At 39.5% G+C, this 20,832-nt stretch carries 16 protein-coding genes and 3 tRNA genes; 17 read left to right on the top strand and 2 right to left on the bottom strand.

From position 1 onward, the window contains the following. Positions 1-208 precede the first annotated feature (208 nt). Positions 209-1,690, bottom strand: a complete 1,482-nt coding sequence (gene putP, locus NFR44_RS06550; protein ID WP_251442512.1) for a sodium/proline symporter PutP — start codon at positions 1,688-1,690, stop codon at positions 209-211. Positions 1,691-1,854: 164 nt separating this feature from the next. Continuing rightward, positions 1,855-2,673 (bottom strand): sulfurtransferase, encoded by an 819-nt coding sequence (locus tag NFR44_RS06545; RefSeq protein WP_251442508.1) that lies wholly within the window; start codon positions 2,671-2,673, stop codon positions 1,855-1,857. A 287-nt stretch (positions 2,674-2,960) separates the two neighbouring features. Between NFR44_RS06545 and recQ the strand changes: the two genes are divergently transcribed. The 17 genes from recQ (at position 2,961) to NFR44_RS06460 (ending at position 20,288) form a co-directional block, all read left to right on the top strand. Continuing rightward, positions 2,961-4,814, top strand: coding sequence for a DNA helicase RecQ (recQ, locus tag NFR44_RS06540; protein ID WP_251443266.1), 1,854 nt, complete (start codon positions 2,961-2,963; stop codon positions 4,812-4,814). Between the two features lie 183 nt (positions 4,815-4,997). After that, the gene (locus tag NFR44_RS06535; protein WP_251442505.1) at positions 4,998-5,789 is read left to right on the top strand and encodes a thymidylate synthase; all 792 of its coding nucleotides are present in this window, start codon (positions 4,998-5,000) and stop codon (positions 5,787-5,789) included. Continuing rightward, on the top strand, positions 5,789-6,280 hold the full coding sequence (locus NFR44_RS06530) for a dihydrofolate reductase (protein ID WP_251442502.1): 492 nt from the start codon (positions 5,789-5,791) through the stop codon (positions 6,278-6,280). The genes NFR44_RS06535 and NFR44_RS06530 overlap by 1 nt, the downstream gene beginning before the upstream one ends. A 3-nt stretch (positions 6,281-6,283) precedes the next feature. Continuing rightward, positions 6,284-8,731, top strand: a complete 2,448-nt coding sequence (locus tag NFR44_RS06525) for a Tex family protein (RefSeq protein WP_251442499.1) — start codon at positions 6,284-6,286, stop codon at positions 8,729-8,731. 185 nt (positions 8,732-8,916) lie between these two features. Next, complete coding sequence (cshA, locus tag NFR44_RS06520; protein WP_251442496.1) at positions 8,917-10,488, top strand: degradosome RNA helicase CshA; 1,572 nt, start codon at positions 8,917-8,919, stop codon at positions 10,486-10,488. 178 nt (positions 10,489-10,666) lie between these two features. After that, complete coding sequence (locus tag NFR44_RS06515; RefSeq protein ID WP_251442493.1) at positions 10,667-11,086, top strand: Fur family transcriptional regulator; 420 nt, start codon at positions 10,667-10,669, stop codon at positions 11,084-11,086. 273 nt (positions 11,087-11,359) lie between these two features. Continuing rightward, positions 11,360-12,196, top strand: coding sequence for a deoxyribonuclease IV (locus NFR44_RS06510; RefSeq protein WP_251442490.1), 837 nt, complete (start codon positions 11,360-11,362; stop codon positions 12,194-12,196). A 1-nt stretch (position 12,197) separates the two neighbouring features. Then, a complete protein-coding gene (locus NFR44_RS06505; RefSeq protein ID WP_251442488.1) occupies positions 12,198-13,385 on the top strand; it encodes an exonuclease SbcCD subunit D in 1,188 nt (395 codons plus the stop codon). After that, entirely contained in the window at positions 13,382-16,465 is a 3,084-nt protein-coding gene (locus NFR44_RS06500) for an AAA family ATPase (RefSeq protein WP_251442486.1), read from the top strand. The genes NFR44_RS06505 and NFR44_RS06500 overlap by 4 nt, the downstream gene beginning before the upstream one ends. Before the next feature lie 218 nt (positions 16,466-16,683). Then, a complete protein-coding gene (locus NFR44_RS06495; RefSeq protein WP_251442484.1) occupies positions 16,684-17,055 on the top strand; it encodes a VOC family protein in 372 nt (123 codons plus the stop codon). Between the two features lie 27 nt (positions 17,056-17,082). After that, positions 17,083-17,784 (top strand): tRNA threonylcarbamoyladenosine dehydratase, encoded by a 702-nt coding sequence (locus tag NFR44_RS06490; RefSeq protein ID WP_251442482.1) that lies wholly within the window; start codon positions 17,083-17,085, stop codon positions 17,782-17,784. A gap of 2 nt (positions 17,785-17,786) precedes the next feature. Next, positions 17,787-18,218: a peptidylprolyl isomerase gene (locus NFR44_RS06485; protein WP_251442480.1), complete on the top strand. Its 432-nt coding sequence runs from the start codon at positions 17,787-17,789 to the stop codon at positions 18,216-18,218. 91 nt (positions 18,219-18,309) lie between these two features. After that, a complete protein-coding gene (locus tag NFR44_RS06480; RefSeq protein WP_251442478.1) occupies positions 18,310-18,936 on the top strand; it encodes a hypothetical protein in 627 nt (208 codons plus the stop codon). Between the two features lie 198 nt (positions 18,937-19,134). Beyond that, entirely contained in the window at positions 19,135-19,974 is an 840-nt protein-coding gene (speE, locus tag NFR44_RS06475) for a polyamine aminopropyltransferase (RefSeq protein ID WP_251442477.1), read from the top strand. Between the two features lie 75 nt (positions 19,975-20,049). Continuing rightward, a tRNA-His gene (locus NFR44_RS06470) sits at positions 20,050-20,125 on the top strand. 8 nt (positions 20,126-20,133) lie between these two features. Beyond that, positions 20,134-20,208: transfer RNA gene (locus NFR44_RS06465), tRNA-Gln, on the top strand. A gap of 4 nt (positions 20,209-20,212) precedes the next feature. Then, a tRNA-Lys gene (locus tag NFR44_RS06460) sits at positions 20,213-20,288 on the top strand. The last annotated feature ends 544 nt before the right edge of the window (positions 20,289-20,832 follow it).

The following is a 20,832-nucleotide window of genomic DNA, read 5'->3' as shown; positions in this document are numbered from 1 at the left end:
TTTATTCATATATTATATGAACGGATTAACTATAATATATGTGAAGGTAAATGTATATACTATATGGAAGTATAACAAAGGCTATAGTTCACGATTAGTGAGCTACAGCCTTTTTATTATTCCTCTAACAATAGATAATAGTAAAAAGAGGCCCTAGGGCCTCTTTTGTTATTGGTATATATAAGTATATTTAATTAATCAATATATCTTACAAAATATGCATTTGTTGAGCTGCATCAAATTCATCAGTAATTTCTTTGGATGGTGGTGCATCTAATAGACTTACCACATAAATAGCTAAGGTTGATAAGATGAAACCAGGAACAATTTCATACAAGCCAAACCAAGCAAATTGTTTCCAAATTAGAACGGTTAAGCCGCCTACAATAACGCCAGCTACACAGCCTTTCAAAGTCATACGACGCCAGAAGAGGGAGAGTAGAATAGCTGGACCAAAGGCAGCTCCAAAACCAGCCCAAGCATAGGCTACCATGGTTAAGATATAGCTGTTAGGATCTAATGCTAGCCAAAGGGCAATGGCAGAAATAATAAGAACGGTAATACGACTAATTAATACGAGTTCACGGTCACTGGTTTGATGCCCTACAATATTTTTATACAAGTCTTGTGATACTGAAGAGGCTGTTACTAGTAATTGGCCAGAGGCTGTACTCATAATGGCAGCTAGTACAGCGGACCAAATGAGACCAGCTACAAATGGTGGGAAAAGCTGTTCATTCATTACTAAAAATACTTTTTCCACATCAGCCCCTTCTAGTGGTGTTGTCAGATATACCTTACCTACAAGGCCGACAATAACAGCCGCTACTAGAGAAATAATAACCCAGACCATAGCGATGTTAGTAGCTTTTTTTAACTCGCGTGCATCAGATATTGCCATGAAACGCACTAAGATATGCGGTTGGCCGAAGTAGCCAAGGCCCCAAGCTAAGGAAGAAATAATACCTATTGTTAAGGCAAACGTATCTGATTCAGGTCCCCAAATTGATAAGCCTTGAGGAAACTCAGTAGCAATTAAGTGAGCTGTATTAACAGGACCATTTAACATAATGGTAGCTGTAATTGGAATGATTAAAATAGCAAAAAACATCATAGTGCCTTGAATTAAATCAGTCCAGCTTACGGCTAAGAAGCCACCTAAGAAGGTGTAAAAGATAACTACGCCGGCTGTAATTAGGAGTGAGGTTGTATATTCCAAACCAAAAATTGTAGTAAATAATTTACCCCCAGCGACGAAACCGGACGATGTATAAATCAAGAAGAAGATAATAATAAAAATAGCAGATACAATCGGTAAAATTCTTGACGTGTCGCGGAATCGGTTTTTTAAATAATCCGGAATTGTTAAACTGTTGTTGGCAACCTCTGTGTGATTACGAAGTCGCTTTGATACAAAGGCCCAATTGAGCCAGGTGCCACCAGCGAGACCTAAGGCGATCCAAATAGCTGAAATGCCAGTGCTGTAAGCAAAACCAGGTAAACCCATGAGCATCCAACCACTCATATCAGATGCTTCGGCGCTCATTGAAGTGAGCCAAGGCCCTAGTTTACGGCCCCCTAGAATGTAATCACTTAAATTTCGTGATTTGCGATAATAATAGATGCCGATGTACATCATAAGGCCTAAGTAAATTGCAAAGGCTATGATAATCGGAAACTGTGTGTGCATACGTAGATGCACCCCCTTTTCATTATAGATATATTGTTATATTTTATCATAAAACAAGCTATACTACTACACAGAATTAGAGATTTCTATAGAAATATTAGGCAAAGTGCAAAAAATGAGAAATAAATAACTATAAAATCTATAAGTATAGCTAAAAATTAACTTTATTTAAGCCTTTCAACGCCTGTTTGGATAGGGAAATCAGGGTAGGTGACCCAATCACTAGAACTACCTACATATAAGGCTGATTCGATACCAATTTCACCCATTGCTAGCATAGTTAAGCAAGCAGTGATACCAGAACCACAGTAAGTGACGATAGGTTTATCAGTGGTAGTAATATCTTTAAAAAGCTCTTTCAAAGCTTCAGGTGTTAAAGGACCGTTAGCGTCAAAGCCATTAGCCCAGAAGTGATTGATGGCAGTAGGTATATGGCCTGTCATACCGTCCATAGTATCTACTTCACGGCCCGTATATCGTTCAGGTGCACGAGCATCTACAATAATATGACTTTGCTCTATGCTACTTTGTAACACTTCATCACGGGTCATTATCATATGTGATTGTAGGGTGTAGTTAAATGTACTAGGTTCAGCTGGTAGTGGTGTAGGATCTTGGGTGAGCGGGAATCCTTCACGAGCCCAGCGTTCAATGCCGCCGGCTAAGACTTTAACATCGGTTAAGCCCATGTATTTTAATGTCCACCAAAGGCGACCGGCTAAAAATAACCAAGAGTCGTAGACAACAACTTGACTGTCAGAGGTGATGCTAAAAGACGCTAATTTATTAGCCAATATATCAAAATTAGGTAGGGGATGGCGACCACCATGCGTTGCAACTGGCCCTGATAAATCGCTAGTTACATCAAGGACAAAGGCATTTGGGATATGTGCTTGCTCATAGGCTTGCTGACCACGGATATCTAAAATAATGTAATTATTTGTTTGTGCTGCTAATTCAGCGGGTGTAATAAAATGTTTCATATATAACCTCATTTATATAATCTGTTATAGGAAGTAAATGTATCTAATCTACAACAAGTTAGGCAGGTGTTGTTTAGGTGTGTTAGATACTATAGAATTTATATCTTCTATTGTAACAGATATTAGGGGACTCGTGTAATTTTTTATAGGTTTAATTTCCTATAGTGCAGTGTTTGGAAATAGAGTGGTAGTGTAATTTTTTAGAAATAATGGTAAAATAATATGATACATAAAATAACTGTTATGAAATAATTATTGTGAAAGTATTGAGAGAGGATGTGAATCGTATGGCTCACCCTGCTGCTGAAGCGGCACTACAACATTATTTTGGGTATGCCACGTTCCGTCCTGCCCAAGAGGTGCCAGTAGCTTCACTTCTTGCGAATAAAGATATTTTAGCGATTATGCCAACGGGGGCAGGGAAATCAATTTGTTTTCAAATACCTGCTCTATTGAAACGTGGTTTGACTGTTGTTTTTTCACCCCTTATTTCTCTTATGCAGGATCAGGTTGATGGATTACGTATGCAAAAAATTCCGGCGGCCTATCTAAATAGTACTCAAGAGCAAGATGAGTCAACTCAAATATTAAGAGCTTTGCGTGCGAATCGGGTTAAATTATTATATTTAGCACCAGAGCGATTAAGTTCAGAGTGGTTTCAGAATTTTTTGAAAGAATTACCTATTGAACAAATTATTATAGACGAGGCGCACTGCGTATCGCAGTGGGGCCATGATTTTAGGCCGTCCTATCAGTTGATTGCACCATTTATTGATACATTGCCCAAACGACCTGTTATTGGGGCCTTTACAGCCAGTGCTACGCGTGAAGTTGAAGCCGATATGAAACGCTTGTTAGGTTTACAAGAGGCAACAGTTCATGTGACGGGCTTTGATAGACCAAACCTTTCCTTTGAAGTGGTTCAACCAGAACGAAAGTTGCCGTATGTACTTCAATTTGTTGCACAGCATAGTGAGGAGAATGGTATTATTTACTGTGCGACTCGTAAAGATGTAGAAACAGTGTATGGTGAATTAGCTAAGCGTGGTGTAGAAGTAGGCTATTATCATGCTGGTTTAAGTGACGAAGTGCGTAAATTACAACAAGAGCGATATGCCTATGATAAAGTGAAAGTTATGGTGGCCACCAGTGCCTTTGGCATGGGGATTGATAAGAGTAATGTGCGCTATGTATTGCATTATCAGATGCCTCGCAATATGGAAAGTTATTATCAAGAGGCTGGTCGTGCAGGGCGTGATGGTGGCGCCTCGAAATGCGTATTGTTATATAGTGGTCGTGATGTGATGATTCATAAATATTTAATTAATGAATCCGTTCATGAGCCTGATAGACGGCGTATTGAAATGTCTAAGCTACAACAAATGATTAATTATTGTTTTACCAGTGATTGTTTGCGAAAATACATGCTTACTTATTTTGGTGAAACCGTTGCATGGTCCCGTTGTGATAATTGTGGCACTTGTCAGCATAAGGGGGCATTACGAGATTTAACGAAAGAAGCGCGGTATATTTTTAAAGCCGTATTAGATACAGAAGAACGGTATGGTGCTGCAATGATTACCGATATTGTAGGTGGTAATCGTACAGACCGTATTGTGCGGTATGGTTGGGATAGACTCGCTGTATTTGGTGCTTTGCAGGATATGGAGGACCGAGATATAAAGGGGCTTATTAGACAATTTACATCACTTGGTTATTTAGCTTGTGCGACTGGGAAATATCCAATTTTGAGTATTACGCCGGCTGGTGAAGCGGTGCTTGATGGCAGTGCTAAGGTTACGGAAGTGCGGCGTCAGTTAGTCACTGTGCGACCAGATGGGCCACGGGGCGTAAGTTCTAATGGTGATAGCCGTTTCAGTCGACGGGGCGCAATGCATAAGGTTAACTCCAATAAACCAAACTTATTTGAAGCTTTACGCCAACATCGTAAAGAATTAAGTGCCCAATTAAAAGTACCACCGTATTTGATTTTTCCTGATACGGTGCTAATAGATATGGCTTCTATGAAACCGCAAACCTTAGCTGATTTGTATAAAATTAAAGGGATTGGGGAAACGAAATTACAACGTTTTGGTTTATCCTTTTTAAAGGTAATTAATGCGTTTTCAAAAGAAGGTTAGTTACTAAATTTTTATTTTGTTTTTGTTTTAATGTAGACGTATATTGTTCTGATATACTTTATCTTGAATATGCTTATTATTGTTTTAATGTGTTAATTATTGTTTTAATATGCTAATTGTTGTTTTAATATACTTATTGTTGTTCTAATATCAATGTATGTTACTTTAACTGAGGAGGTTCTCATGAGTTACGCTGATGATCAATATTTGGCCATTGTGGAACGAATTTTAAAAGATGGGTATTATGCCAATAATCGTACAGGTGTGCCAACGTATAAATTGCCTCATCAAGTGATGCAATTTGATTTGAGTAAAGAATTTCCTATTCTAACTACAAAATTCGTAGCCTTTAAAACGGCGGTGAAAGAGCTTTTATGGATTTGGCAAAAACAAAGCAATGATGTAAAAGAATTACAGGCTATGGGCGTTCATGTATGGGACGAGTGGATGCGTGAAGATGGGACTATTGGCAAAGCTTATGGCTACCAATTGGCTAAATACAAGCAAGTGGATAATTTATTGCGGATGCTCAAAGCGGACCCTCAAAGTCGTCGTATGATTGTAACCCTTTGGAATATTGAAGATTTACCGGATATGGCTTTGCAGCCTTGTGCCTATGAGACCTTATGGGACGTGGCTGGGGACCGCTTAAACTGTATGCTCGTACAACGCAGTGGCGATATGGGCTTAGGTATTCCTTTTAATATGGCGCAGTATGCCGCTCTTGTGTGTATGATTGCTCATGTGAGTGGTTTGAAACTAGGACAGTTTACACATATTATCAATAATGCACATATTTATGAAAATCATGTAGAAGCGCTACAAACACAGTTGGCTCGTCGCAGTGAAGCTAAGTCAGCTCCAAGTTTGTGGATTAATGAGGAAGTCCAAACATTTTATGATTTTACTGCTGAAGATGTGAAATTAGAAGGCTATGAACATTTAGGCAAGTTACCAATGGAGGTGGCCGTATAATGTTAGCAATGGTTGTGGCGAAAGCAAAGAATAACGTAATTGGCAAAGATAATCAACTGATTTGGCATTTGCCTAAGGATTTGCAGTATTTTAAAAAATTAACCACTGGTCATGTGATTATTATGGGGCGTAAAACCTTAGAGTCGTTACCATTTTTGTTACCTAATAGAGAACATTGGGTTGTGACACGACAAGCTGATTATAATCCACCGTATGAAGGGGTTCGCGTATTTCATTCGCCAGAGGAAGCCGTAAAGGCGGCGGAGGCATTAGAAGTAGCCTATTGTATTGGCGGCGCTCAGATGTATGAGTCATTTATGCCATATGCAGAAACTCTGTATGTAACGGAGATTGATCAAGAGTTTGAAGGGGATGCACATTTTCCTACTATTGATTTAAATCAGTTTGAAGTGGTAGAATCTATAGCCGGTGAAGTGGATGAGAAAAATCCTTGGCCATTTAGTTTTGTTACGTATCGTCGGAAGGAGTAGTACATGTTAGAAAAAATGTCCCAATATATTGCTACTGAGTTAGGGGTTAAAGGGTGGCAAGTTAAGGTGGCAGTCGAGTTATTAGATGAAGGCAATACAGTGCCTTTTATTGCCCGTTATCGTAAAGAAAAGACCGGCGAGTTAAAAGATGAACAACTTCGTGAGATCGAAGAACGCATTAAATATTTGCGTAATTTAGAGCAACGTCGTGAAGAAATTATTCGCTCTATTACTGAACAAGAAAAGATGACGCCTGAATTGGCAACTGCGATTGAAGGGGCTATGAAATTACAAGAATTAGAAGACTTGTATTTACCATATCGTCCTAAGAAGCGAACTCGTGCTTCTATTGCCCGTGAGCAAGGGTTAGAACCATTGGCTACGCTGATGTTAAGCGAGAGTGCTGATAATCCAGTTGCTAGTGCTGAAACATTAGCTGAACCGTTTCTTTCAGAAGAAATACCGACTGTGGAAGCGGCTTTGCAGGGGGCTATGGATATTGTAGCTGAAGATGTGAGCGATCGAGCTGATTTCCGTGCATATTTACGTGAAGCCATTTGGCAAGAAGGCAAAGTAAAAGCGGTGTTAGTAGAAGAAACGGATGAGAACAAAGAAGTTCGTCAGGGATTTTTACAGTATGAAGATCATGAAGAACCAATTCATCAAATGCCGTCTCACCGTATTCTAGCTATTAATCGTGGCGAAAAGTTAGGCGTGTTGAAGGTGAGCTTAGTCGCACCTGATGATACATATATTGTCTATATGATTGGTAAATTACCAGTGCCAGCGGTTACAAGTTTAGTAGCCTATAAGGAAGCGGCTGTTGCTGATGCCTATAAACGGCTTATTTTCCCTGCTATGGAACGTGAAATTCGTAAGACTTTGACAGAAAATGCAGATGAGCAAGCAATCAAAGTATTTGGTACTAATTTGCGCAATTTATTATTGCAGCCACCATTGGCAGGCCATGTGATTATGGGCCTTGACCCAGGCTATCGTATGGGCTGTAAAATGGCAATTATTGATGCGCAAGGAAATGTATTAGATCAAGGAATCTATCATCTAACATCAGGTGAAAAAGGTAAGGAAGCGGCTAAGCTTGATATGGCCAATCGCATTCGTAAATGGAAGGTTACGTTGCTTTCTATTGGCAATGGGACAGCTTCGTATGAAACGGAACAATTTGTTTCACAATTAATTGAAGCGGAGCAATTAGATTGCCATTATATTATTACTAATGAAGCGGGTGCCTCTGTATACTCGGCTTCCAAATTAGCGATTGAAGAATTGCCAGATTTAGATGTATCCATTCGTGGTGCTGTTTCAATAGCACGGCGGGTGCAAGATCCGTTGGCAGAATCTGTTAAAATTGATCCTAAATCAATTGGTGTAGGGCAATATCAGCACGATGTCAATCAGAAACAATTAAGTGCCACCTTAGATCAAGTGGTTGAAACGGTAGTTAACCATGTTGGGGTTGAATTGAATACAGCATCACCAGCAATTTTGCAACATGTGGCAGGGATTAGTAGTGCTGTAGCCAATAACATTGTGGCCTATCGTAAGGATAATGGAACCTTCCAAAATCGTAAGGAATTATTGAAGGTGAAACGTTTAGGCCCAGCGGCATTTACACAATGTGCCGGTTTCTTGCGTATTAAAGATAGTCAAAATCCATTGGATAATACGCCGGTTCATCCAGAATCCTATGAATTAGCGGAAACGATTATTAAAGATTTAGGTTTTACTTTAGATGAATTAAATGATAAAGCAACGTTAGCACAGTTTCACGAAAAATTAGCTCTTGTGGATGCTGAAACGATTGCTGCTAATTTAGAGGCTGGCGTACCGACTGTGCGCGATATTTTAGAAGCACTAGCTAAGCCAGGCCGTGATCCTCGTGAAGATTTACCGGCACCGATGACACGCAAACATGTAATGAGTTTGGAAGATGTAAAGGTAGGTACGGTTGTTAAAGGAACGGTACATAATGTAGTTGATTTTGGCGCCTTTGTTGATTTTGGGCTTAAAGTGAATGGTTTATTGCATCGTAGTGAATTCTGTCGTCGTAATGAACATCCTTCAGATGTGTTAGCTGTAGGTGATATTATTGAAGCAGAAATTATTTCTGTTGAGCCAGAGCGAAATCGTATTGGTTTATCTATGAAGTCCTTGCGTGATAAAGAGAAAACCCATAAAGGGGAAATGTCGACTCAAAGAGAGGGAAACCAATCAGGTCAAGCGAATCGTCCGCGTCGACAAGGGGATAGCCGTGAAGGGCAGAGCTCACGTCATGACAATGAAAGACATAATCCGCGCAAGGGTCAACGTCATAACAATCAGCAGAATAATAAGCAAAGGAACCAACAAAATCGTCGTCAACAAAAACGAAACGAGCCAGCTCCTTTTGTAAACAATAATATTACTATTGTGTATAGTAAGAAAAAGTAGTATACTACACTAATAAGAAAATTCGTTGATATTTTATTAGGGTATCTGAATAAGATAGCTAAATTAGAAAATTTTCAATCTTCTGATTTGGCTATCTTCTTTTTTATGTGTTATAATATTAGAATGCGCCGACGAATAATAGAAAATAATTAAGGTTAATTTAATAAGGAGGACTCATATAGTTCATGCTTGAAAAATTTGAAGAATTACAAATTAGCGAGCCCATTTTACGGGCTTTAAATGATATGGGGTTTGAAGAACCTACGCCAATTCAGAAGGAAGCAATTCCAGTAGCCATGGAAGGTCTTGACATGATTGGTCAAGCTCAGACTGGTACTGGTAAAACAGCAGCCTTTGGTATCCCTGCCTTAGAACAGGTGGATGAACATTTACGAGCTGTGCAAGTATTAATCTTGTCACCAACACGCGAATTGGCTATTCAGGTAGCAGAAGAACTCAATAAAATGGCTCAACATACGCAAATCCAAGCGTTGCCAATTTATGGCGGCCAAGATATTCAGCGCCAGTTCCGTAGCTTACGTAAAAATCCACAGATTATCGTCGCAACTCCAGGTCGTTTAATGGATCACATGGAACGCGGTTCCATTAGCTTTGATAAAGTGAAAGTGATCGTGCTCGATGAAGCTGATGAAATGTTAAACATGGGCTTCATTGATGATATTAATAAAATTTTAGGGGCTGTACCAGAAGAACGTCAGACTTTGTTGTTCTCTGCTACTATGCCGCCAGCGATTCAAACATTAGCAGAAAATTACTTAAAAGAGCCTCGTTTGATTCGCATGAAACCTACACAAGTGACGATGGACTTAATCGAACAATACTACATCGAAGTACAAGATCGTCAGAAGTTTGATTTACTTTGCCGTTTGTTAGATATGCAAGCTCCAGACCTTGCCATCGTTTTTGGTCGTACAAAACGCCGTGTTGATGAAGTAACTGAAGGTCTTAAAAAACGCGGTTATATGGCAGAAGGGATTCACGGTGATTTATCACAGCAAAAACGTGATAGTGTAATTCGCCAGTTCCGTGAAGGTACTATTGATATTTTAGTGGCTACTGATGTAGCGGCACGTGGTCTTGATATTAGTGGTGTAACTCACGTGTATAACTATGATTTGCCACAAGACCCAGAAAGCTATGTACACCGTGTAGGCCGTACTGGTCGTGCGGGCAAAGCGGGTATGGCTAATACCTTTGTAATTCCTCGTGAAATGGAACATCTACATGCTATTGAACGTTTAACTAAACGTAAAATTGCACGTCGTAAAGCACCATCCTTAGGAGAAGTATTAGAAGGCCAACAGAAATTAGCGGTACAAAGCTTAATTAATATGGCTGATGATACAGAAAACTTGAAAGAGTATCGTGCAAGTGCTGAAGAATTGTTGAATGATTTGGATTCGGTAACGTTAGTAGCAGCAGCTATTAAGTTGTTAACGAAAGAACCAGATACAACACCAGTAAATATTACTGAAGAAGCACCACTTCGTGTACGTAAAAAACGTTCATTTGGTAAAGATGGCCGTCGTCGTGAAGGTCAGCGTGGTGGACGTAGTGGTGAACGTCGTAGCAGTGACCGTCGCAGTGGTGAGCGTTCTTCACGAAGCCGTAATAGCCGTGATGATCGTCGCTCTAGTGGCAGTCGCCCTAAGCGTCGTAGTTCAGAAGGTCAAGGTCGCCGTGGCGGTCAAGAAGGCCAAAAGAATGGCGCTTTTAAGCCATATTTCAAAGATTAATTATATAGGCTGAGATAAAATTCGGTATGGCTTTACTTGCAAAACCATACCGAATTTGCTATAATTATTTAACTAATAATTATTATTGGTTGATAAATAGTCATAGAACTATAGGAAGACATATGTGTTAAGTAGCACAGTATTAGATTAAATCCGAGTGGAGAGAGGATTGATTGCTATGGATATTGCACAAAAATTGCGTTCTGAAGGTTATAAAGTAACCCCACAGCGTATTGCGATTTATCAAGTGCTTTATGGTCAAAATGAGCATCCTACGGCAGAAATGATATATCAAAGTTTGCGCCGTGACCATCCAACTATGAGTCTAGCAACAGTTTACAAGACGATGGAGATTTTTGAAAAAATCGGTCTAGTAAAAGTTCTCGATACGGGTGACGATTGTAGCCGGTATGACTGGGATACTCATAATCACCCACATATGCGTTGTGTTGTATGCAAACGCGTTGATGATTTAGATGGTATGGACATGGATGATACCCTTACTAAGGTTGAGCATCTTAGTCAATATAAGGTAACAGGTCAACAAATTACATTTGAAGGAATTTGTCCTGAATGCCAACGTAGAGAAGCACATTAATTAAAGAGAGCCGTCCTAAAAGACTTTGTAAGATGTTGATTAACTTTTACAAGTCCTTTGGTGAGGCTCTTTTTTTGTTTGATTCAATTTGTTATATAATAGAGAGAGTATGAGTTAGTTTTGTTAGTTAATGATATATTATTGGGAATATATTAAAAGTTAGAACATACTGTAGTAGAAATTAAGAGTACTGCGGTTTTAATCATAGTGAGGAGACCGCTTGATTGGTTTTAGTTGTAAAGGCTACATAGTTATCGTATAAAGGAGAAAAAGATGTTAACAATTGGTTGTCATTTATCGATTAGTAAAGGCTATTTACATATGGGGCAAGAAGCCTTGTCTTTAGGAGGAAATACGTTTCAGTATTTCACGCGCAATCCACGAGGTGGCAAAGCGCGCACTTTTGACGAAGCTGATATGAAAGCGCTGAGAGAGTTTATGACTGAGCACAATTTTGGTAAAGTTTTGGGGCATGCACCGTATACATTAAATGCTTGTGCTGCCGATCCTTCGTTACGTCAATTTGCTAAAAATATGATGCGTGAAGATTTAGAGCGGTTGGAATATTTACCTAATCAATTATATAACTTTCATCCTGGGAGTCATGTAAAACAAGGGGTGGATGTGGGTATTGAACATATTGTGGAAGCCCTCAATGAAGTCTTGTTTGAAGGTATGCAGACGACTGTGTTATTAGAAACTATGGCGGGCAAAGGCACTGAAGTAGGTCGTACTTTTGAGGAAATTGCACGCATTATTGATGGTGTAAAATTAAAAGAATATATAGGTGTTTGTATGGACACTTGTCATATTCATGAAGGGGATTACGATATTATTGGTGATTTAGACGGTGTTATGACTTCCTTTGACCATATTATTGGCTTGGATCGTTTACATGCTATTCACTTAAATGACTCAAAAAATCCTCGTGGTGCCCATAAAGATCGCCATGAAAAAATAGGGGAGGGGCATATTGGCTTAACCGCTATTACGGAAATAATTAATCATCCTGCCTTGCGTGATTTGCCATTTTATTTGGAAACACCGAATGAATTAGATGGTTATGCCAAGGAAATCGCTTTGCTTCGCAGTGTTTATCGCGAGGTGTAAGATGCGCATTCTTCATATGGCCGATTGGCATTTAGGGCGCATTTTTTATGCGCGTCATTTAACAGAAGATCAAGCGTATGTAATTGAACATCAATTGTATCAGCTGGTAAAAGAGGCCAATATTGATGTTATTGTATTAGCTGGTGATGTGTTTGATCGGGCTGTGCCACCAGTCGAAGCGGTTGAATTGTGGGATGCAGTAATAACTAAGTTCACGTTGGACTATAAGGTACCAGTGTTAGTTATTGGTGGTAATCATGACAGTGCACAGCGCCTAGAAGTAGGGCGTGATGTATGGTCTCAAGCGGGGTTACATGTTTGGGGCGGTTTGGAGCGTAGTTTACAGCCTTTATATATTGAGGATACATATGGTGAGATTGCCTTTTGCCCTATGCCATTTGCTGAACCGCGTACAGTGTTAACTCACTTATTAGCCATAAATTCTGATGAATCACAACGCGAGCAGTGGCAAGCATTACCTATAGCTTATGGGCCTATTTATGATGCGTGGGCGACTTATTTACGTAGTTTAGTAAAAGGAAATGTGAGAACGGTAGCAATCGCCCATGCATTGGTTATGGGAAGTGAAACTAGTGAGTCCGAACGGCCTTTAGTTATAGGTGGTTCGGCTAGTGTTGGGGTGGATGTATTTGCGCCTTTCAATTACGCAGCATTAGGACATATTCATCGACCACAGCGTATCGGTGCTGACCATGTTCGGTATAGTGGCTCTTTGTTGAAGTATTCGTTTGACGAAGCCAATCATAAAAAATCTTTTACTATTGTAGATATGGATAGCACAGGTGCTTGTAAATTAGAACAAGTTCCTATTGAATTCCTTCATGATGTGGTAAGCATAAAAGGTTATTTTAATGATATTTTGCATGATGAGGCACTTCATAAAAAGCATGTGAATGATTATGTGCAGGTACAATTATTAGATACAGCGCCCGTTATTGATGGTATGGCAAGACTTCGTGACATATTGCCATATGCTATGTCTATGGAGTTAACTGGGCGTATGGCTACCGAGGAAAAGGATGTAGACACTGTAGCATATAAACATTTATCAGAACGGGAATTATTTGAACAATTTGCTGCAGCTGTTCGTGAAAACCCATTGAGTGAGACTGAAAAAAAATATATGGATGCACTTTGGGACCGATTATTGAAGGAGGCTGATGTATGAGACCACTGACACTGACTATGACAGCCTTTGGTCCTTATGCGGGCAAAATTCATTTGGATTTTGATGAACTAAAAGGGCAGAGCTTATTTTTAATCACAGGCCCTACTGGTTCTGGGAAAACAACTATTTTAGATGCTATGGTGTATGCCTTATTTGGTGAGTCCAGTGGGGGTTTGCGCAGTGGTACATCTATGCGCAGTGATTATGCTACTCCTACAGAACCAACAGCAGTAGAATTTACATTTGCTGTGGGCGATAAACAATACAAAATGGAACGAAGCCCTAAGCAACAAGTTAAGAAAAAGCGCGGCGAAGGGTTTCGTGAGCAAGGGGCTCAGGCACGTTTGTTGATTTGGCAGGATGGGGACTGGGTTGAATTTAGTACCCGTTCGCAGGAAATAAAAGATAAAGTGCATGAAATTTTGGGGTTTAGGGCGGAACAATTTTTGCAAGTTGTATTATTACCGCAAGGCGAGTTTCGTAAATTATTAGTAGCGCCTACTTCAGAACGAGAAGATTTGATGCATAGCTTATTCCGTACAGAACTATACAGTCGTTTACAAGATATGTTAAAAGATGAATATGATACAGTGAGTGCGGAAGCAAAAGATGTTATTGACCGTCAGCGATATTTATTAAGTCGTGAAGAGGTAGTTACAGTTGGTGAATTACATACTCGGTGGCAGGCACAACAAGAGTTAGTCCAAAAGAAGGATAAAGACGTTGAAGTGCTTCATCAAGAACAGTTAGCGCTAGCTAAGGCGTATAAATTAGGTGAACAGCGCCAAGGGTTAGCACAACAAGTACATAAGTATCAGACTATGTTAGAGGAATTAGAACAAAAAAAATCACAAATTTCAGAAATAAAAACGTTGCTTAATCAATTGTCTGCTTATGAGCCTGTTAGTCGGCTTGAAGCAGCGTGGCAAGCATTAGTGGTTAAGGGAGAAGCTACGAGAGTTTCTTATGAAGAGGCTCTTGCCAAACAGCAAAGTTTACAAGAAGAAGCAGAAACGTTGAAAGTCTTGGCTGATAGTTTACAACAGGCTAAACCTAAACAAGTAGAGTATGAATTGAATGTTCATAAGGCAGAGCAAATTCAGGCTCAATTTGACCGTGTAGCAGTTTTACAAACTGAAATTGCTATGCTAGTTAAGGATGTTGATGTAAAGGCAAAGACTGTAGGCGAGAAGGAACAGGACGTATCAGCGTTACAAGAGAACATAGTCGTTTTGAAAGAAGGTCTAACCTCTTTGCGTCGACAGCTGAGTGTGCAAAATGAAGTAGTAAGACAACGTGAGGAATTATGGCAAGCTTTACAAATTGGCAAAAATGCCTTAGCAACTCGTGAACGTTGTGAAGCGGCTAAAAGGGCGGTAGATGTTAAACGGCGAGCCTATGAATTAGCGGAACAAGTTGAAGTAAATGCTCGTTTGGAACGTGAACATCAGGTGCAATTGCAGGATCAATATCAAGCGGCTAATTTAGGGCTTACCTTGCAAGTAGGGGTCCCTTGTCCTGTATGCGGTTCAAAAGAGCATCCTCAGCTAGCTGTTATACCTGAAGGGCTACGTGATGGGGCTTTGCAAGAAGCCGAAGCTGCTTATGCTGAAGCATTGCAGCAAACTTCCAAAGCAAAGACTGAATGGAATCAAGTTGAAATTACCTATAAAAATGAAGTTGAATTGTTAGAGGCTGCTGAAAAGGCTATTGACGATTGGTTAGCTACTCATGGGGGGCTAGGTATTGTTTCTCAGGCTAGTTCAGAATTTATGGCGGAAGTAGAAGTTCAGCAACAGTTATTAGATAGTCAGTGGCAACAGATACAACATAAAGAAAAAGAAGTAGAACGATTAGAGCAAACGCTGCAAGAGGCAGAACAAACTTTGCAAACTAAGCAAGCGGATTTACAAATTTTAACTCAGTCATATCAGGCGTTGACAGCTGATTTAGGACGTAAAGAAGAAGCCCTTACGGTATTACAACATGAATTGGCTACTATAGATCGTGATACTTGGTTAACTGAGTTAGAAGCACAGAAAAAATGGTTGACAGAGTTTGAAAGTAAACGACAGGCTTATGAAGAATCTCATACAAAGCATATTGAAGCGGTTAGTGCTATTGAAACTACTTTGAAAAATTTACTACAACAGCAAGAGGAGTTAGACACACAAAGTGTTCAGGCGCAACGTACTTATGAAAACGCTTTGGAGAAGTCTAAATTAACGGCTGTTGAAATAGAACGTATTAAAGCTTTTGACGGAGATGCTGCGGCGCTAACTAATGAAGTGCGAGCCTATGAAGATTCCTGGGGGCAAACAGAAGTCTTGTTAGCATCAGCAAAACAACAATTGGAAATGCTGCCTGAACCGAGTCGTATTGTTACTGAACAAGATACGAATATGGCTATGGAAGCTTATGAAGAAGCTGTTCGTGAAGCGGCTATACAGAATAAGGAAGAACAGCGTTTAGCTAACGTGGTTGAAGAATATGAAACCTTAATGGCTCAAAATGAGGTAATTACAGAACGAAGTTCGTTTATTTTTAATTTATATGATTTGGCGAATGGTGGCGATACAGGCTTAAAAGGGGTTACCTTTGAACGATATGTGCTAGGTGCTATTTTAGAAGAAGTCGTTGTAGCTGCAAATGCACGCTTGCGGCGCATGAGCCGAGGCCGTTATACATTGGAACGTGCTGATTTAGATAGTGTACGCCGTGGTCATCGCGGTCTGGATTTAGCCGTATTAGATACATATACAGGGTATGCAAGACCAGCGAATACCTTGTCTGGTGGAGAGACTTTTTTAGCATCCCTCGCGCTAGCTATGGGTTTGGCTGATATTATTCAAGCTTATGCAGGTGGCATACATTTAGATACGATTTTCATTGATGAGGGGTTTGGTACATTAGACCCAGATACTTTAGAAGTAGCAATGCAAACCTTAGTAACTGTACAAGAATCAGGTCGCTTAGTTGGTATTATTTCTCATGTGCCAGAATTAAAAAATCGGATTCCGGCTCATTTAGAAGTACGGACTACAGAGCGAGGCAGTGAGGCGCAATTTATAGTTCTTTAGGGGCAATCTGGTTAATAGTGATTGAAATAATCATCTTGGCAGTAAGTTGATGGTAAAATTTATGCCCTATATAGCCATATATCGAGATTTGTGATACTATTAAATAGCAGTATTAAGTAGATAGTAGAGGGAATTTAAGAATCCTCTTAAATGATAGGCCAGTTCACAGCTTGTTAATTTAGTGGACTGGAGGTTTAGTAGTGAAAGGAGATGGCTGTATGAAATTTATGATGGTACATAACAACTTTAATGTGCGTGATTTAGACAAAAGTTTAGATTTTTATAAAGAAGCACTTGGTTTAACGCCAGGTCGTCGCATTGAGCCAGAAGATGGTTCATTTAAAATTGTATATTTAGAAGATGGTGCAAGTAATCATCAGTTAGAATTGACTTGGCTACGTGATTGGGATCGCCCATATAATTTAGGTGATAATGAATTCCATTTAGCGTTTAAAGTTGATGATTATGAAGGGGCTTATAAAAAACACAAAGAAATGGGTTGTGTAGTTTATGAAAACCCTAAGATGGGTATTTACTTTATTGCTGATCCTGATGGGTATTGGTTAGAAATCATTCCATTAAATCGTTAATATCATACTGAATTGGAGTTTTTCTGAATGGAACATATGTTAACCCGCTTAGAGTGGTTAGTGGGTAAAGAGAAATTAGAGAATTTGGGGACAAAGTCAGTAGCCCTTTTTGGCTGCGGTGGCGTTGGTGGTTTTGCTATGGAAGCGCTGGTACGCACGGGGGTAGGACGATTAGTATTGATTGATGGTGATAAAGTTACAGTAAGTAATTTGAATCGTCAATTAATTGCGACACAGGCTACGATTGGTCGTCGTAAAGTTGAAGTAGCCAAAGAGCGCGCACTAGCTATTCGGCCAGATATGCAAGTAGATACCTATGACATTGTATATACGAAGGAAGCCTATCCAAATTTTATTAAAGATTTGAAGGTTGATTTCGTAATTGATGCCATTGACATGGTAACTGCCAAATTGGCTATTATTGAAACTTGTCAGGAATTAGGCATTCCGTGTATTTCCTCAATGGGAACAGGGAATAAAATGCATCCTGAATTATTGACGATTGCTGATATCAGTAAAACACATACATGTCCGCTCGCTAAAGTAATGCGTCGTGAATTGCGTAAGCGTGGTATTAAAAAACAGACTGTTGTTTTTTCGACAGAAAAGCCTATGACGCCAACTCGTGATGATGATTCTAGAAGTCCTGGGTCCTGTGGTTTTGTGCCTTCTGTTTCAGGATTGATGTTAGCAAGTTATGTATTACGTACATTATTGGAGGTAGAATAGATATGAAAAAAGCAATTATTCATATGGAAAAAGGCGATATTACGATTGAGTTATTTGACAAAGAAGCACCAGGTACAGTAGCTAACTTTGAAAAATTAATTAAAGAAGGCTTTTATGATGGCTTAATTTTCCATCGTGTAATTCCAGGTTTTGTAGCGCAAGGCGGTTGTCCTAATGGAACTGGTACTGGTGGTCCTGGCTACACAATCAAGGACGAATTGATTGGCAATCCTCATAAACATGAACGTGGTGCCTTATCTATGGCTCATCGTGGCCCTAATACAGGTGGTAGTCAGTTCTTTATCGTGTATGAACCACAGCCTCATTTAGATGGTGTTCATACTGTGTTCGGTAAAGTTATCGAAGGTATGGATATAGTAGATGCGATTCAGCAAGGTGACCGCATGACAAAAGTGGAAGTTGTAGAAGACTAAGCTTAGTAGGCTTTCTTTGCAGGCATCTATTACTGAAAATGAATATATTGTTATAACATTGTATATTAAGTAATAGAGGATTGAGAGATATATGGAGAGCTTGACAATCACACATCCAGAATGGTTGCAGGTAAAAAAAGATGGCCGTTTTTCCTATGGTTATAATCAAGAGTGGTATCATGATGATTGGCAGCGTTTAGCCGGCTGTGGTCCTACTACAGCGACACAGTTAATTAGTTATGTGCAGTTCCGTGATGGCTTGTTAGATGTGACGGAAAGCGCAGATGGTGAAGCTGCTTTGAAACGTATGGAAGCTGTTTTTGATTATGTGCGACCACGTTTTGGCGGTGGTTTATATAAGACACAGTGGCTTGAAGAAGGATTAAATTCATATGTTAATGATCAAAATTTACCTTATACGGTAAAGATGATGGGGATTTATCCGTTTGCTGTGTGTCGACCACCATTGCAGCAAGTCGTTAAATTTATTAAACAAGGGTTAGCTAGTGATTCACCAGTAGCATTTTTAAATCGACATAGAGGGCGTGAAAAAGAATTGTCTACTTGGCATTGGGTACCGATTGTAAAATTGATGGAAAATAACGACGATGTTCGTTGTATGGTATATGACGAAGAAATTGAACGAACTTTTTCTGTACAGAAATGGTTAAAAGATACTATGCTAGGCGGTGGCTTTGCCTATGTAGTGCGCAAGTAAGTATTGCGGCAAATATATAGGGAAGTAAGCGTTGTTGCTTGGTATATTCGCAAGTCAGTATGGTCGCTATGCTTATAGAACGATAAATAAGTATAGATACATATGGCTAAGCATGTATAAAGATGTTTTGGTAAATTAATAGGGCTACATATGTAGCCCTATTACGACTGTTTACCTATTAGGATTAGGAGGCTAATTATGGCAGAGTGGCTTACAGAAAATCAGTCTGATAATTTAAAATTGAGTGCAAAAATCGATAAGGTCTTGTATTCCGGAGCTTCTGAGTTTCAGAAAATTGAAGTAGTACATAGTTTAGAATATGGCAATATGCTAGCTCTTGATGGTGTATTTCAAACGTCTGAACGTGAAGAGTTTGTATATCACGAAATGATGTCTCACATTCCACTATTCTTACATCCTAATCCTAAACATGTATTGATTATCGGTGGCGGTGACGGAGGCGTAGCACGGGAATGTGTACGTCACGACTGTGTTGAATCAGTAACTATGATTGAAATTGACGGCAAAGTAGTTGAACTAGCTAAGGAATATTTGCCAACAATAGCAGATGCTATGATTCGCAAAGACCCTAAATTGACAGTAACTATTGGTGATGGCATTGGGTATGTAGCTGAATGTGAAAACAAGTTTGATGTTATTATCGTTGACTGCTCTGATCCAATTGGGCCAGGGGAAGGTTTGTTTACAGAAGAATTCTATGCTAATACTTATAAAGCACTTAAAGAAGATGGTTTATTTGTACAACAAACAGAATCACCAATGATGCATCAGCCATTAGTTGAAAAAGTATTTGGCTACGTGGCTAAACATTTCCCAATTCCACGTTTATACACAGCGTATATTCCAATTTATCCAACTGGTATGCATTGCTTTACCATGGGGTCTAAAAAGTATGATCCATTAACTTGGGAAGCAAATCGCAAACAAGAGTTTACTACCAAATATTATAATGAAGGCATTCAAAAAGCAGCCTTTGCATTGCCTAATTTTGTAAAAGATTATTTAATTAAAAAATAGTTGTTGACAGTATCCCCCGAGGAATGATACAATATCATTCGTTACGGGGGATAAATCTCCCAAACAACCACAGTGGTGGGTATGGTGAAGCGGTTAACACGGCGGATTGTGGCTCCGTTATGCGTGGGTTCGATCCCCACTACTCACCCCACTTTTTATAGGGGCGTCGCCAAGTGGTAAGGCAATGGACTTTGACTCCATTATGCGCTGGTTCGAACCCAGCCGCCCCTGCCAACATGACTCACTAGCTCAGTTGGCAGAGCACCTGACTTTTAATCAGGGTGTCCCGCGTTCGAGTCGCGGGTGAGTCACCATGTAAAAGCACTGTCTTTTGACGGTGCTTTTTCTAACTTTTTTATTAGCTGATGTTATTTAGTAATATTTTGTTTTCTGAGGTACTAAATCCTTTTAGAGTGCCTCTCATGAAGTTGATATAATCATCTTTAGACAATGCTAAACAAGTGTGCTAGATGAGAAAAAGTCTTTTATTACAAGCTTTTAAGTCTTTGTTTTTATGGACTTATATTGGTGAGTATAAAAATAGTAAAAAAGTTGTAAAAAAGTAGTTGACATAATTAGAATTCACTGTTAAACTAATTAAGTCGTCAGGCGATGAAAGTTAACTGCCTGAAACACAGATCTTTGAAAACTGAACAATGTAAGGTAATCATTTCTAATGAAATGAACATAGCCAGAGTGCGGGTTTCAACAACGTTGAAACCAACCAAAAAAAATTCTAAGTTAGATAACTTCGGTTAAGCTAACAACAACGAAAACGAGCTAGCAAATAGCTCCAAGATATCTTGGAGAGTTTGATCCTGGCTCAGGACGAACGCTGGCGGCGTGCTTAACACATGC

The organism is Veillonella intestinalis, assembly GCF_943193155.1.
Taxonomy (GTDB): domain Bacteria; phylum Bacillota; class Negativicutes; order Veillonellales; family Veillonellaceae; genus Veillonella_A; species Veillonella_A intestinalis.
Note: the sequence above shows the minus strand (reverse complement) of the source record. Positions and strands in the feature narration are given on the sequence as shown.